Origin of the sequence: Pseudomonas sp. TH07 (genome assembly GCF_016651285.1) — a bacterium.
In the GTDB taxonomy this organism is placed as follows: Bacteria; Pseudomonadota; Gammaproteobacteria; order Pseudomonadales; family Pseudomonadaceae; genus Aquipseudomonas.
Genome location: NZ_JAEKED010000001.1, coordinates 1,033,177 through 1,048,329, shown reverse-complemented (window position 1 = coordinate 1,048,329; position 15,153 = coordinate 1,033,177). Strand labels below are relative to the sequence as shown.

The window sequence follows — 15,153 nt, the reverse complement described above, 5'->3', positions numbered from 1 at the left end:
GTTGTCGTTGCGCCGAGTGTGCGGTCGCCAGCGCCCCGAACCTTATCCATGGGCGACATGGCCCAACCTGTTCCCGACGCGCAACCCCCGGTGATTGGGGGCTGGTCGCGATAAGCATGTGAATGTCGCAGATAGGTAAATGGGTGCTTCGTGCGTTACGCAGAATCGCCACCATGAAGCCGAGCACACGGCTATGGAGAACAGCATGTCCAACAGCTTCCTGAATCCGGTAACGACCCAGACCTGGGCCAATGGTCGGCATATCGTCCGTTGCGTCAAAGTCATCCAGGAAACCTGGGACGTGCGCACCTTCTGCTTCATGGCCGACCAGCCGATCCTGTTCTTCTTCAAGCCGGGGCAGTTTGTGACCCTGGAGCTGGAAATCGACGGCCAGCCGATCATGCGCTCCTACACCATTTCCAGCTCGCCTTCGGTGCCCTACAGCTTTTCGGTGACCATCAAGCGCGTGCCGGGGGGCAAGGTCTCCAACTGGTTGCACGACACCCTGCACGAAGGCCAGGAACTGGCGGTGCACGGGCCGGTGGGGCTGTTCAACGCCATCGACTTCCCCAGTCCCAAGGTGCTTTACCTCAGCGGCGGGGTCGGTATTACCCCGGTGATGTCCATGGCGCGCTGGTTCTACGACACCAACGCCAATGTCGACATGGTGTTTATCCACAGCGCCCGCTCGCCCAAGGACATCATTTACCATCGCGAGCTGGAACACATGGCGTCGCGCATCGACAACTTCAGCCTGCACCTGATCTGCGAGAAACACGGCCTGGGCGAACCCTGGGCCGGTTATCGCGGCTACCTGAACCACAAGATGCTGGAATTGATGGCGCCCGACTTCCTTGAGCGCGAAGTGTTCTGCTGCGGGCCGACGCCCTATATGACCGCGGTCAAGCGCCTGCTGGAGGCCTCGGGCTTCGACATGACCCGCTACCACGAGGAATCATTCGGCGCGACCCCGCCCGAAGCCCGTGCCGACGCGGTGGAACAAGCCGAACAAGCGGCCGACGCGCCGGAAATCGACGTTGCCGACCTGCACCAGGTGGAATTCACCGCCTCGGGCAAGAGCATCCGCGTGGCCCCGGGTGAAACCGTGCACGCGGCTGCGGCCAAGCTCGGCCTGATGATCCCCAAGGCCTGCGGCATGGGCATCTGCGGCACCTGCAAAGTGCTCAAGCTCGGCGGCGAAGTGGAAATGGAACACAACGGTGGCATCACCGAAGAGGACGAAGCCGAAGGCTACATCCTCTCCTGCTGCAGCGTGCCAAAAGGCGACGTACGCATCGAGTTCTGATCCCAAGGACCGGATCAGGCACTCCCCCCGTGGCGAGGGCGCTTGCTCCCGCTCGGCCGCGCAGCGGTCGCAAACCCAGAGTGCACGATTTATCTGAGTAAATGGGGGGCAGCCATTAGGGCGGCTACGCCCCGGAGCGCCGGCCGACCCAGCGCGAGCAAGCTCGCTCGCCACGCAGGGGTTTAATACAAGCTCGGGCGCCGATCCAGGTGCACATGGTTATGTTCACTGATGGACTTGTGCCAGGCCTCGGCCAGGGGCAGGTCCGCCAGCAGCAGTTGCTCCCCGGTGTGGCGGTTTTTGCCCGCCAGGGGGTAGCCGTCGGCATCGACGATGGTCGAACCGCCGACCCAATTCACCCCGCGCTCCTCGCCGCTGCGATCGCAGGCGGCAATAAACATCCGGTTGACCGCCGCATTGGCCTGTACCCGAACCATTTCCCCCGGCCGCTCGCCCACCGGGCGCGGGCCGTCCGGCCAGTTCACCGGGGCGCAGAGCAGGGCGGCCCCGGCCAGGGCCGGCAGGCGCACCCATTCGGGAAACTCCAGGTCGTAGCAGATCATCAGCGCAATCGGCCCGAAGCGTGTCGCCACCACCGGCGGCGGTTCATTGCCAGGGGTGAAGATCAGGTTTTCCCGATCCCACAGGTGGGCCTTGCGGTACACCGTCAGGTTGCCTTCGGGCTCGATCAGCACCGCACTGTTGGCCACCTGGTCTTCTGTCAGGCGCTCGCAGAAGCCGGCGACAATCACCACATGCAGTTCTTCGGCCAGGCTTTTCCACAGGCTCAGGGCCGGGCCGTCGAGGGTTTCCGCCAGTGCCAGGGCTTCCGCCAGGTCGTGGAACACGTAGCCGCTTTGCATCAGCTCCGGCAGCACCACCACCTGGGCGCCCTGGGCCGCGGCCTGGCGGATGGCGGCGGCGCTGAGCTCGCGGTTATGGGCCAGCTCGCCGACACGCGGCGCCAGTTGCTGGCAGGCGACTTTCAGGGTGTGTACCGGGTTCATGCGCTCGGGCCCTCCAGCAGGTGCTCGCTGGCGGCAATGGCCCGCTGCTCGGCAGCCAGATCAAGTCGCCGGGTCATCGCCCAATAGGCCACCCCGGCCACGGCCAAACCGATCACAAAGGCAATGTCGGCACCTTCAAGGGCCCGGGAAACCGGCCCCTGGTAAAAACTCAGGGACATGAACGGCACCATCGCCAGCAGACCGAGGAAGTACGCCACCAGGCCGGCACTGGACCATTGGCCGTAGATCCCGGCCGGGTTGAAGATATCGCCGATGGCGTAGCGCCCTTTGCGCACCACATAAAAATCGGCGAGGTTGACCGCGGTCCAGGGCACCAGGAAATACAGCATCAGCAGCACGAAGGTGTTGAAGCTGCCCAGGTAGCTCTCGGGGATATTCAGGGCGATCAGGAAGATCACCACCGCCACCAGCGAGATCCCCACCACCCGGCTCTTGAGGTTGGGTTTGATCTGCAGGAAGCCGTCGATGGCACTGATGCCGGTGAGCATGGCGCCGTAGCAGTTGACCGCCATGATGCCGATCAGCGCCGGCACCGCGATCAACACGGTAAAGGTGCCGAAGCCCGGAATCACCTGGTTGCCGACTTCACGCACGCTGCCGATGGCGTCCGGCGAGGGCAGGGCGGAGGCCAGGAATGCCCCCAGGGACATCAGCCACAACGCCGAACCGGCAGCGCCGAGGTATGTCCAGAAAATCACCTGGCGCGACGGCGTCTTGTGCGGCAGGTAGCGCGAGTAGTCGGAGACGTATACCGAGTAGCTGATCTGGTAACCGGCGGCGGCCGACAGCTGGATCAGGAACGCCGACCAGGAAAAGTGCGCGTTGGCCACGGCGGCGTCGGCCTGCAGGGTCATCAGGGCGCTGATGGTCAGCACCGCGAACACGCTGATCATCACGTAGGTCAGCCAGCGCTGCACGGTGTGCAGCAGGTCGTGGCCGATCACCGCAATGATCACCGCGAGGATGATCATCAGCGTGTACCAGGGCGCGCGGGCGCCGGGCAGCACGGTGTTGATGGCGTCGGTGGCGAGAATCACGTTGAACACGTTGAAGCCGATGTAGACAAACACCACCGCGATAAACGGCACGATGGCGCCGCGCAGGCCAAATTGCGCCCGGGACTGGATCATCTGCGGCAAACCCATGCGCGGCCCCTGGTTGGCGTGAAAGGCCATGCAGAAGGTGCCCAGGCACACGCCGATGACAATCGCCAGGATCGCGTAGTGCAGGCTCAAGCCGAGGGCGGCACCGGTGAAGCCGGTGACCATGGTGGTGAGGACGAAATTGCCCGTGAACCAGAAGGGGCCCTGGTGCCAGACTTTGCCGTGCCGCTCGTTGCGGGGGACGTAGTCGATGGAGCGGGTTTCGATCTTGAGGGTTGACGCAGGGGCTTTGTCGGAAGCCGAGGCCAGGCTCGTCATGGGGTCGCTGCCTTGTTTTTATAGGTCGACCTTGAAGTGTCCGGGATCTGCCGGGGATGTTGAATCAGCGGCGGCAAATAATCAGTTCACGAATCTGTGAACTGATTGCAGAGCGAGGGAGCTTGCCCCCTGTGGCGAGGGAGCAAGCTCCCTCGCCACGTCCGGCGTTGTATCAGGCGCTCATCACCGTGCGGATATCTGCCGCCAGTTCGCGCACGCGCTCCTCTTCGGTGTCCCAGGAGCACATGAAGCGTGCGCCGCCCTTGCCGATGAAGGTGTAGAAGCGCCAGCCCTTGGCCGTCAGCGCGGCGATGGCCGGTTCCGAGAGTTGCAGGAACACGCCGTTGGCCTGCACCGGGAACATCAGTTCCACCCCCGGGATGTCGGCCACCAGGTTGGCCAGCAGTTGCGCGCAGTGGTTGGCGTGGCGGGCGTATTTGAGCCAGGCGTCGTTTTCCAGCAGGCCGACCCAGGGCGCCGAGAGGAAGCGCATTTTCGAGGCCAGTTGGCCTGCCTGTTTGCAGCGATAGTCGAAGTCTTCGGCCAGCTTGTGGTTGAAGAACAGGATCGCCTCGCCCACCGCCATGCCGTTCTTGGTGCCACCAAAGCACAGCACGTCGACCCCGGCTTTCCAGGTCAGGTCGGCCGGCGAGCAGCCGAGGAAGGCGCAGGCGTTGGAGAAGCGCGCGCCGTCCATGTGCAGGTTCAGCCCCAGTTCCTTGCAGGTGGCGCTGATGGCGCGGATTTCTTCCGGGGTGTAGACGCTGCCGACTTCAGTGGCCTGGGTCAGGGTGACCACCCGTGGTTTCGGGTAGTGAATGTCCTGGCGCTTGAGGGCGATTTCGCGGATCGATTCCGGGCTCAGCTTGCCGTTTTCAGTGCCGGCAATCAGCAGCTTGGAACCGTTGGAGAAAAATTCCGGAGCGCCGCATTCGTCGGTTTCGACGTGGGCGGTTTCCGAGCAGATCACGCTGTGGTAACTCTGGCACAGCGACGACAGGGCCAGGGAGTTGGCGGCGGTGCCGTTGAAGGCGAAGAACACCTCGCAGTCGGTTTCAAACAGTTTGCGGAAATGATCCGAGGCCCGTGCGGTCCATTGGTCATCGCCGTAAGCACGTTCATGGCCGTGATTGGCCTGTTCCATGGCGGCCCAGGCTTCAGGGCAGATACCGGAATAGTTGTCGCTGGCGAATTGTTGGCTCTTGTCGGTCATGGCCTGCTTCCGTGATAGGTGTCCGTAATGAGGCGCCTTGGGTAAAGGGCCTCGGGTAAGGCGTTCCTGGGTAAGGAGTGCTGCACTGAAGATCGGTTGAAACACACATTGCGTAGAGGGCGCCGCACTATCGAGCGCCTGGTGGTGGGCACTTTACCCAAGATTGGCGAGGGTGCACACGTTCTGTTTATGCATGAAAAATGCACATTGCATGGAGATTTATGCCTGGGCCCACGCTGATCACACCTGCCGGCCGACGTGACGGTGCCCTGGACCTGCTCAAGTGGCTGGCGCTGCTGAGCATGGTGCTCGACCACCTGCGCTATGTGGGCTGGCAGGTGGATGTTCTCTATGTGCCCGGGCGCCTTGCGTTCCCCTGGTTTTGCCTGGCGATGGCGGCCAATCTGGCGCGGGTTGGCGTGGTCCGGGGCGAGGTGACCGGGCAGTGGCGGTATCTGGGATGGTTGCTGGTGTTCAGCCTGGTCAGCGAGATTCCTTACCGCTTGTTTATCCCCGACCCCGACACCTTGAACGTATTGCCGACCCTGGCCTTGGGGCTGTTGGTGGCCCGCGGCTGGCAACAACGACGGGGGACGGCGTTGTACTTGGGGGTGGCGGCTTTGGCGCTGGCGGGACTGTTCTCCGAGCGACTGATGTTCGGCGTGTTTGGCGTGCTGTTGCCCCTGGCGTTGCTGCTGGTGATTGGCCGGCCCTGGTACTGGAGCCTGTTGCCCGGGCTGGTGTGCCTGGCAGCCAATCAATGGCAGACCCTGTTCCCGGCGGCGCTGCTGGGCAATCAGGCGGCGAGCCTAGGCATTGTCAGCTGCCTGCTGGCGCCGTTGCTGGGCATCGGCCTGTTGCGCGGTGTGCACCCGCATTCCGTGCCGCCGATGCGGCGTTGGGCCTACCTGCTGTATCCCGGGCACTTCCTGCTGTTGCTGGCGTTGCGCCAAGCGCTGTAGCCGCTGCCGTCAGGCTGCGCTGGCCCTATGCTGCACCGCGATTCTTCCGGCAGATCCTCGGCGTCAGTTCCTGCCAACATCCGACCGCAGACCGAGCCTGGCGACAGCGGCTACAGGGGCGGGTGGGCCCATGTCGTAAACGCACCTTTGCGTGGCGTCCATAGGCATTTGGCCGGGCGGCGCCGGCCCTACCATCGCATCCAAAGGGCACTGTCGTGAGGCAGGCCTCACCGAGACGAAAGGCGCACCGCCGCCGCTGGGAGAGACGCGATGTTCAGCAAGCAAGACCAGATCCAGGGTTATGACGATGCGCTGCTGGCGGCGATGAATGCCGAGGAGCAGCGTCAGGAAGACCATATCGAACTGATCGCGTCGGAAAACTACACCAGCAAGCGCGTCATGCAGGCCCAGGGCAGCGGCCTGACCAACAAATACGCCGAAGGCTACCCGGGCAAGCGCTACTACGGCGGCTGCGAGCACGTGGACAAGGTCGAGGCCCTGGCCATCGAGCGCGCCAAGCAGCTGTTCGGCGCCGATTACGCCAACGTCCAGCCGCACTCCGGGAGCCAGGCCAACGCCGCGGTGTTCCTCGCCCTGTTGCAGGCCGGTGACACCGTGCTCGGCATGAGCCTGGCCCACGGCGGACACTTGACCCACGGCGCCAAGGTCAGTTTTTCCGGCAAGCTCTACAACGCCGTGCAGTACGGCATCGACACCGACACCGGCCTGATCGACTACGACGAAGTGGAGCGCCTGGCGGTCGAGCACCAGCCGAAAATGATCATTGCCGGCTTCTCCGCCTACTCCAAGACCCTGGATTTCCCACGCTTCCGGCAGATCGCCGACAAGGTCGGGGCCTACCTGTTCGTCGACATGGCCCACGTTGCCGGTCTGGTTGCCGCCGGCCTGTACCCGAACCCGCTGCCGTACGCCGATGTGGTCACCACCACCACCCACAAGACCCTGCGCGGTCCCCGTGGCGGCCTGATCCTGGCCAAGGCCAACGAAGAGCTGGAAAAGAAATTCAACGCTGCGGTATTCCCCGGCGGCCAGGGCGGCCCGTTGATGCACGTGATCGCCGGCAAGGCGGTGTGCTTCAAGGAAGCCCTGGAGCCCGGCTTCAAGACCTATCAGCAACAAGTGATCGACAACGCCCAGGCCATGGCCGGCGTGTTTATCAAACGTGGCTACGATGTAGTGTCCGGCGGTACCGATAACCACCTGTTCTTGGTCAGCCTGATTCGCCAGGGCCTGACCGGCAAGGAAGCCGATGCCGCCCTGGGCCGGGCCCATATCACCGTGAACAAGAACGCCGTGCCCAACGACCCGCAGTCGCCGTTTGTCACCTCCGGCCTGCGTATCGGCACCCCGGCGGTCACCACCCGCGGCTTCAAGGTCAGTCAATGCACTGAGCTGGCCGGCTGGATCTGCGACATCCTCGACCACCTCGGCGATGCCGATGTCGAGGCCAATGTTGCCCGCCAGGTCGCGGCCTTGTGCGCTGATTTCCCGGTTTATCGCTGAGCGCCGTTTTGGAGTAATGACTATGCAACGCTACTCGGGCTTCGGCCTCTTCAAACACTCCCTCAGCCACCATGAAAACTGGCAGCGCATGTGGCGCACGCCGACCCCGAAAAAGGTCTATGACGTGGTCATCGTCGGCGGCGGCGGGCATGGCCTCGCCACTGCCTACTACCTGGCCAAGGAGCACGGCATCACCAACGTCGCGGTGGTTGAAAAGGGCTGGCTGGGCGGCGGCAACACGGCGCGCAACACCACCATCGTGCGCTCCAACTACCTGTGGGATGAGTCGGCGCACCTCTACGAGCACGCGATGAAGCTCTGGGAAGGCCTGTCCCAGGACCTCAACTACAACGTCATGTTCTCCCAGCGCGGCGTCTACAACCTGTGCCACACCCTGCAGGACATCCGTGATTCCGAGCGCCGGGTCAGCGCCAACCGCCTCAACGGCGTGGACGGCGAACTGCTCAACACCCAGCAGGTGGCAGACGAGATTCCGTACCTCGATTGCTCGAAAAACACGCGCTACCCGGTACTCGGCGCCACCGTCCAGCGCCGTGGCGGTGTGGCTCGGCACGACGCCGTGGCCTGGGGTTTTGCCCGGGCAGCGGATGCCCTGGGCGTGGACTTGATCCAGCAGACCGAGGTCATCGGTTTTCGCAAGGAAAACGGTGTGTGCATCGGCGTCGAAACCAACAAGGGTTTTATCGGCGCCAAGCGTGTCGGCGTGGTCACCGCCGGTAACTCCGGGCACATGGCCAAGCTCGCGGGCTTTCGCCTGCCGATCGAGTCCCACCCGCTGCAAGCCCTGGTGTCGGAACCGATCAAGCCAATCATCGACAGCGTGATCATGTCCAACGCCGTGCACGGTTACATCAGCCAGTCCGACAAGGGCGACCTGGTGATCGGCGCCGGCATCGACGGCTGGGTCGGCTACGGCCAGCGCGGCTCGTACCCGGTGATCGAGCACACCATCCAGGCCATCGTCGAGATGTTCCCGGTCTTGTCCCGGGTGCGCATGAACCGCCAATGGGGCGGCATCGTCGACACCACGCCGGATGCTTGCCCGATCATCTCCAAGACCCCGGTGCCGAACATGTTCTTCAACTGCGGTTGGGGCACCGGTGGCTTCAAGGCCACCCCGGGCTCCGGCAACGTGTTTGCCGCGAGCCTGGCCAAGGGTGAAATGCACCCGCTGGCTGCGCCTTTCTCCATCGACCGTTTCCACAACGGTGCGCTGATCGATGAACACGGCGCCGCGGCCGTCGCCCACTAACAGGAGAAATCCCTATGTTGCATATCTTCTGTCCTCATTGCGGCGAGCTGCGCTCCGAAGAGGAATTCCACTCATCGGGCCAGGCCCACATCCCGCGTCCGCTGGACCCCAACGCCTGCACCGACGCCGAGTGGGGCGACTACATGTTCTTTCGCGACAACCCCCGTGGCCTGCACCACGAACTGTGGATTCACGCCGCCGGTTGTCGCCAGTATTTCAACGCCACCCGCGACACCCTGACCTACGAAATTCTTGAAACCTACAAGATCGGCACCAAGCCGCAATTCACCGCCAAGGCTGCTGGAGAGAAGGTATGAGCCAGACCAATCGGCTGTCCAACGGTGGCCGCATCGACCGCAACAAAGTCCTCAGCTTCACCTTCAACGGCCAGACCTACAAAGGCTTTGAAGGCGATACCCTGGCCGCCGCGCTGCTGGCCAATGGCGTGGACATCATCGGTCGCAGCTTCAAGTATTCGCGGCCACGGGGCATCTTCGCCGCCGGTGCCGAAGAGCCGAACGCGGTGCTGCAGATCGGCGCCACCGAAGCTACGCAAATCCCTAACGTGCGCGCCACGCAACAGGCGCTGTACCAGGGCCTGGTCGCCACCAGCACCAACGGCTGGCCCAGCGTCAACAACGACATGATGGGGATTCTCGGCAAGGTCGGCGGCAAGCTGATGCCGCCGGGCTTCTACTACAAAACCTTCATGTACCCGCAATCGTTCTGGATGACCTACGAGAAGTACATCCGCAAGGCTGCCGGCCTGGGCCGCTCGCCGACCGAGAACGACCCGGACAGCTACGACTACATGAACCAGCACTGCGACGTGCTGATCGTCGGCGCCGGCCCTGCCGGCCTGGCCGCAGCCCTGGCCGCGGCGCGCAGCGGGGCGCGGGTGATCCTGGCGGACGAACAGGAAGAATTCGGCGGCAGCCTGCTCGACAGCCGCGAAAGCCTGGACGGCAAGCCCGCAGCGGATTGGGTGGCCACGGTGATCGCCGAACTCAAGGCGCTGCCGGATGTGCTGCTGTTGCCACGGGCCACGGTCAATGGCTACCACGACCATAATTTCCTGACCATTCATGAGCGCCTTACCGACCACCTCGGTGATCGCGCGCCCATCGGCCAGGTGCGCCAGCGTATCCACCGTGTGCGCGCCAAGCGCGTGGTGCTGGCCACTGGCGCGTGCGAGCGGCCGCTGGTCTACGGCAATAATGACGTGCCGGGCAATATGCTGGCCGGCGCGGTGTCGACCTACGTTCGCCGTTACGGCGTGGCCCCGGGCAAGAAACTGGTGCTGAGCACCAACAACGATCACGCCTACCGCGTGGCCCTGGACTGGCTCGACGCCAGCCTGCAGGTGGTGGCCATCGCCGACGCCCGCAGCAACCCGCGCGGCGCGCTGGTGGAAGAGGCCCGGGCCAAGGGCATTCGCATCCTCACCGGCAGTGCGGTGATCGAAGCCCGTGGCAGCAAGCACGTGACGGCCGCGCGAGTGGCGGCAATTGATGTCAAGGCGCACACCGTGACCAGCCCCGGCGAGTGGCTCGATTGCGACCTGATCGCCAGCTCCGGTGGCTACAGCCCGGTGGTGCACCTGGCCTCGCACCTGGGCGGCAAGCCGACCTGGCGTGAAGACATCCTGGGTTTCGTACCCGGCGAAGCACCGCAAAAGCGCGTGTGCGTCGGTGGCATCAATGGCGTCTACGGCCTGGGCGATTCCCTGGCCGACGGTTTTGAAGGGGGCGTGCGCGCCGCCAGCGAAGCCGGGTTCAAGACCGTGGAAGGGGTGTTGCCCAAAACCCTGACCCGTCTCGAAGAAGCGACCCTGGCGCTGTTCCAGGTGCCCCATGAAAAAGGCACCTCGCGGGCGCCCAAGCAATTTGTCGACCTGCAAAACGACGTCACCGCCGCCGCCATTGAACTGGCCACCCGCGAAGGCTTCGAGTCGGTGGAGCACGTCAAGCGCTACACCGCTCTCGGTTTTGGCACCGACCAGGGCAAGCTCGGCAACGTCAACGGCCTGGCGATTGCCGCGCGCTCGCTGAACGTCAGCATTCCGCAGATGGGCACCACCATGTTCCGTCCCAACTACACGCCGGTGACCTTCGGTGCTGTGGCGGGTCGGCACTGCGGGCACATTTTCGAGCCGGTACGCTTTACCGCGCTGCATCACTGGCACCTGAAAAACGGCGCCGAGTTCGAAGACGTCGGGCAGTGGAAGCGCCCCTGGTACTTCCCGAAAAACGGCGAAGACCTGCACGCCGCCGTCAAGCGCGAATGCCTGGCCGTGCGCGACAGCGTCGGCCTGCTGGACGCCTCGACCCTGGGCAAGATCGACATCCAGGGCCCGGACGCCCGCGAGTTTCTCAACCGCATCTATACCAACGCCTGGACCAAGCTCGATGTGGGCAAGGCGCGCTACGGCCTGATGTGCAAGGAAGACGGCATGGTCTTCGACGACGGCGTGACCGCCTGCCTGGCCGACAACCACTTCCTGATGACCACCACCACCGGCGGCGCGGCGCGCGTGCTGCAGTGGCTGGAGATCTACCAGCAGACCGAATGGCCGGAGCTCAAGGTGTACTTCACCTCGGTCACCGACCACTGGGCGACCATGACCCTGTCCGGGCCCAACAGCCGCAAGCTGCTGAGCCAGGTCACCGACATTGACCTGGGCAACGAAGCCTTCCCGTTCATGACCTGGAAGGAAGGCCTGGTCGGCGGTGTGCCGGCGCGGGTGTTCCGTATCTCATTCACCGGCGAGCTGTCGTACGAAGTCAACGTCCAGGCCGACTACGCCATGGGCGTGCTGGAGAAAATCGTCGAGGCCGGCAAGGCCTACAACCTGACCCCCTACGGCACCGAGACCATGCACGTGCTGCGGGCCGAGAAGGGCTTCATCATTGTCGGCCAGGACACCGACGGCTCCATGACCCCGGACGACCTGAACATGGGCTGGTGCGTGGGGCGGACCAAGCCGTTCTCGTGGATCGGCTGGCGCGGGATGAACCGTGAAGACTGCGTGCGCGATCAGCGCAAGCAACTGGTGGGCCTCAAGCCGATCGATCCGACCCAATGGCTGCCGGAGGGCGCGCAACTGGTGTTCAACACCAAGCAGGCGATCCCGATGAGCATGGTCGGCCACGTCACCTCCAGCTACGCCCACAACTCCCTGGGGTATTCGTTTGCCCTGGGCGTGGTCAAGGGCGGCCTCAAGCGCCTGGGCGAGCGGGTCTTCGCGCCCCTGGCCGATGGTCGCGTGATCGAGGCGGAAATCGTGTCTTCGGTGTTCTTCGACCCCAAGGGCGATCGCCAGAACGTGTAGCCGTGAGCCTTGCCCGGTTCGCCGGGCAAGGCTCCAACAGAATTCAACACAGGTGCTCCATATGACCGCTGCCAATGTTTACCAGCAACGCCCGACCAACGGGGCCAAGGCCGAGTCGTCGCTGCATCACGCCGACCTCGCCAGCCTTGTGGGCAAGGGCCGCAAGAATGCCGGCGTGACCGTGCGCGAAAAGAAACTCCTGGGCCACCTGACGATTCGTGGCGACGGCCATGACCCGGCCTTTGCTGCCGGCGTGCACAAGGCCCTGGGCATCGAATTGCCCGGCGCCCTGGCGGTGATCGTCAAGGGTGAAACCAGCCTGCAATGGCTCGGCCCGGATGAGTGGCTGCTGATCGTGCCTGGCGGTGAAGAGTTCGCCGCGGAAAAGAGCCTGCGCGAAGCCCTGGGCGAGTTGCATATCCAGATCGTCAACGTCAGCGGCGGCCAGCAGATCCTCGAGTTGTCGGGGCCCAATGTGCGCCAGGTACTGATGAAGTCCACCAGCTACGACGTGCACCCGGACAGCTTCCCGGTGGGCAAGGCGGTCGGCACGGTGTTCGCCAAGTCGCAGTTGGTGATCCGCCATACCGCTGAAGACACCTGGGAACTGCTGATCCGCCGCAGCTTCTCCGATTACTGGTGGTTGTGGCTGCAGGATGCCGCCGCCGAGTACGGCTTGAGCGTCCAGGCCTGAATGCTGCGCCGTGGTGGCAGGCGCCCCCGCCGCAGGGGGCGCCCGGTCCACGACCAGTTTTTTCTTTACTCAGGAGTCGTCAACGATGAGCCGCGTCCCAGACACATGGATTTTGACCGCCGATTGCCCCAGTGTGCTCGGCACGGTGGACGCGGTGACCCGCTTTCTGTTCGAGCAGGGTTGCTACGTCACCGAGCACCACTCCTTCGATGACCGGCTTTCGGGCCGTTTTTTTATTCGAGTTGAATTTCGCCAGCCCGAGTCCTTTGACGAGCAGGGGTTTCGCGCCGGCCTGGCCGCCAGGGGCGAGGCCTTCGGCATGGTCTTCGAACTGACCGCGCCCAATTACCGGCCCAAAGTGGTGATCATGGTCTCCAAGGCCGATCACTGCCTCAACGACCTGCTCTACCGCCAGCGCATCGGCCAACTGTCGATGGACGTGGTGGCGGTGGTGTCCAATCACCCCGATTTGAAACCTTTGGCCGACTGGCACCAGATTCCCTACTACCATTTCCCCCTCGACCCTAACGACAAACCGTCCCAGGAGCGCCAGGTGTGGCAGGTGATAGAAGAGTCGGGCGCCGAGCTGGTGATCCTTGCGCGCTACATGCAAGTGCTGTCGCCGGAGCTGTGCCGCAAACTCGACGGCAAGGCGATCAATATCCACCACTCGTTGCTGCCCGGTTTCAAGGGCGCCAAGCCGTACCACCAGGCCTACAACAAAGGCGTGAAGCTGGTGGGCGCCACGGCGCATTACATCAATAACGACCTGGACGAAGGCCCGATCATCGCCCAGGGCGTGGAAGTGGTGGATCACAGCCATTATCCCGAGGACCTGATCGCCAAGGGGCGCGACATCGAAGGCCTGACCCTGGCCCGCGCAGTGGGCTATCACATCGAAAGACGGGTGTTCCTGAACGCCAACCGCACGGTGGTGCTTTAAGGGCAGCTGCAAGTTTCAAGCGACAAGTAACAGCGGTATGCACACTTCTTGCGGCTTGTAGCTTGCCGCTTGAAGCTGCTTCAAATCTCTTCACAACAACAACTACAGAGGTGACTTGCATGTCTGGTAATCGTGGCGTCGTGTATCTCGGCAACGGCAAGGTCGAAGTACAGAAAATCGACTATCCCAAAATGCAGGACCCCCGTGGCAGGAAGATTGAGCACGGCGTCATCCTGCGCGTGGTTTCCACCAACATCTGCGGCTCCGACCAACACATGGTGCGCGGCCGTACCACCGCCCAGACCGGCCTGGTTCTGGGGCATGAAATTACCGGCGAAGTGATCGAGAAGGGCAGCGACGTCGAGAACCTGAAACTCGGCGACCTGGTGTCGGTGCCATTCAACGTGGCATGCGGGCGCTGCCGTTCCTGCAAGGAACAGCACACTGGGGTTTGCCTGAGCGTCAACCCGGCCCGCCCTGGCGGCGCCTATGGCTATGTCGACATGGGCGACTGGACCGGCGGCCAGGCTGAATATGTGCTGGTGCCTTACGCCGACTTCAACCTGCTGAAGCTGCCGGACCGCGACAAGGCCATGGAGAAAATCCGCGACCTGACCTGCCTCTCCGACATTCTGCCCACCGGTTACCACGGTGCCGTGACGGCGGGCGTAGGGCCTGGCAGTACGGTGTATGTGGCCGGTGCCGGCCCGGTCGGCCTGGCGGCTGCGGCGTCTGCCCGCTTGCTGGGGGCGGCGGTGGTGATCATTGGTGATGTGAACCCGATCCGCCTGGCCCACGCCAAGGCCCAGGGTTTTGAAATCGCCGACCTGTCCAAGGACACCCCGCTGCACGAACAGATCGCGGCCTTGCTCGGCGAGCCGGAAGTCGATTGCGCGGTGGACGCCGTGGGCTTCGAAGCCCGTGGTCATGGGCATGACGGGGTCAAGCACGAGGCCCCGGCCACCGTGCTCAACTCGTTGATGGGCGTGGTGCGGGTGGCGGGCAAAATCGGGATTCCCGGCCTGTACGTGACCGAAGACCCGGGTGCGGTGGACGCCGCAGCCAAAATGGGCAGCCTGAGCATTCGCTTCGGCCTGGGCTGGGCCAAATCCCACAGCTTCCACACCGGTCAGACCCCGGTGATGAAGTACAACCGCCAATTGATGCAAGCCATCATGTGGGACCGGATCAAAATCGCCGACATCGTCGGGGTCGAAGTCATCAGCCTCGACGACGCCCCTCGCGGCTACGGCGAATTCGATGCCGGCGTACCGAAGAAATTCGTCATCGACCCGCACAAACTCTTCAGCGCTGCTTAATTCCAGCCGCAACAAACAGGGCGACCCACGGGTCGCCCTTTTTTTTCTCCGCCCCCCAGCCGACCGGTAGCCTGCGCTGGCACCCATCGGGCGCCGTGGCGTGTCAGGTGTGTGGATGTCATTTTGCAGCCCCAGCGCC

Annotated in this window: 12 protein-coding genes; 9 read left to right on the top strand and 3 right to left on the bottom strand. The window is 63.7% G+C overall.

The genetic code is table 11. The features are described from left to right. Positions 1 to 205 precede the first annotated feature (205 nt). The gene (gene gbcB, locus JFU57_RS05005) at positions 206 to 1,306 is read left to right on the top strand and encodes a glycine-betaine demethylase subunit GbcB (protein WP_078472794.1); all 1,101 of its coding nucleotides are present in this window, start codon (positions 206 to 208) and stop codon (positions 1,304 to 1,306) included. A gap of 182 nt (positions 1,307 to 1,488) precedes the next feature. On the opposite strand, the gene JFU57_RS05000 is transcribed toward gbcB, so the two are convergent. The 3 genes from JFU57_RS05000 to JFU57_RS04990 form a co-directional block, all read right to left on the bottom strand. Further along, complete coding sequence (locus JFU57_RS05000; RefSeq protein WP_201128338.1) at positions 1,489 to 2,313, bottom strand: nitrilase-related carbon-nitrogen hydrolase; 825 nt, start codon at positions 2,311 to 2,313, stop codon at positions 1,489 to 1,491. Next, a complete protein-coding gene (locus JFU57_RS04995; protein WP_201128337.1) occupies positions 2,310 to 3,755 on the bottom strand; it encodes a purine-cytosine permease family protein in 1,446 nt (481 codons plus the stop codon). Before JFU57_RS04995 ends, JFU57_RS05000 begins: the two co-directional genes overlap by 4 nt. A gap of 172 nt (positions 3,756 to 3,927) precedes the next feature. Beyond that, positions 3,928 to 4,968, bottom strand: a complete 1,041-nt coding sequence (locus tag JFU57_RS04990) for a threonine aldolase family protein (RefSeq protein ID WP_078472797.1) — start codon at positions 4,966 to 4,968, stop codon at positions 3,928 to 3,930. 221 nt (positions 4,969 to 5,189) lie between these two features. Here JFU57_RS04990 and JFU57_RS04985 point away from each other — a divergent pair, with 221 nt between their 5' ends. From JFU57_RS04985 to fdhA, 8 genes are all read left to right on the top strand, one after another. Further along, positions 5,190 to 5,930, top strand: a complete 741-nt coding sequence (locus JFU57_RS04985) for a TraX family protein (RefSeq protein ID WP_201128335.1) — start codon at positions 5,190 to 5,192, stop codon at positions 5,928 to 5,930. A gap of 270 nt (positions 5,931 to 6,200) precedes the next feature. Next, a complete protein-coding gene (glyA, locus tag JFU57_RS04980) occupies positions 6,201 to 7,454 on the top strand; it encodes a serine hydroxymethyltransferase (RefSeq protein WP_020295378.1) in 1,254 nt (417 codons plus the stop codon). Positions 7,455 to 7,476: 22 nt separating this feature from the next. Beyond that, on the top strand, positions 7,477 to 8,727 hold the full coding sequence (locus tag JFU57_RS04975; RefSeq protein WP_078472799.1) for a sarcosine oxidase subunit beta family protein: 1,251 nt from the start codon (positions 7,477 to 7,479) through the stop codon (positions 8,725 to 8,727). A gap of 14 nt (positions 8,728 to 8,741) precedes the next feature. After that, positions 8,742 to 9,044, top strand: a complete 303-nt coding sequence (locus JFU57_RS04970; RefSeq protein WP_020295380.1) for a sarcosine oxidase subunit delta — start codon at positions 8,742 to 8,744, stop codon at positions 9,042 to 9,044. Next, a complete protein-coding gene (locus JFU57_RS04965) occupies positions 9,041 to 12,058 on the top strand; it encodes a sarcosine oxidase subunit alpha (RefSeq protein WP_078472800.1) in 3,018 nt (1,005 codons plus the stop codon). The genes JFU57_RS04970 and JFU57_RS04965 overlap by 4 nt, the downstream gene beginning before the upstream one ends. A 61-nt stretch (positions 12,059 to 12,119) precedes the next feature. After that, positions 12,120 to 12,752, top strand: a complete 633-nt coding sequence (locus JFU57_RS04960) for a sarcosine oxidase subunit gamma (protein WP_201128333.1) — start codon at positions 12,120 to 12,122, stop codon at positions 12,750 to 12,752. A gap of 85 nt (positions 12,753 to 12,837) precedes the next feature. Continuing rightward, positions 12,838 to 13,695, top strand: coding sequence for a formyltetrahydrofolate deformylase (gene purU, locus JFU57_RS04955; protein ID WP_020295383.1), 858 nt, complete (start codon positions 12,838 to 12,840; stop codon positions 13,693 to 13,695). Between the two features lie 119 nt (positions 13,696 to 13,814). Next, a complete protein-coding gene (fdhA, locus tag JFU57_RS04950; protein WP_020295384.1) occupies positions 13,815 to 15,014 on the top strand; it encodes a formaldehyde dehydrogenase, glutathione-independent in 1,200 nt (399 codons plus the stop codon). Positions 15,015 to 15,153: the final 139 nt, after the last annotated feature.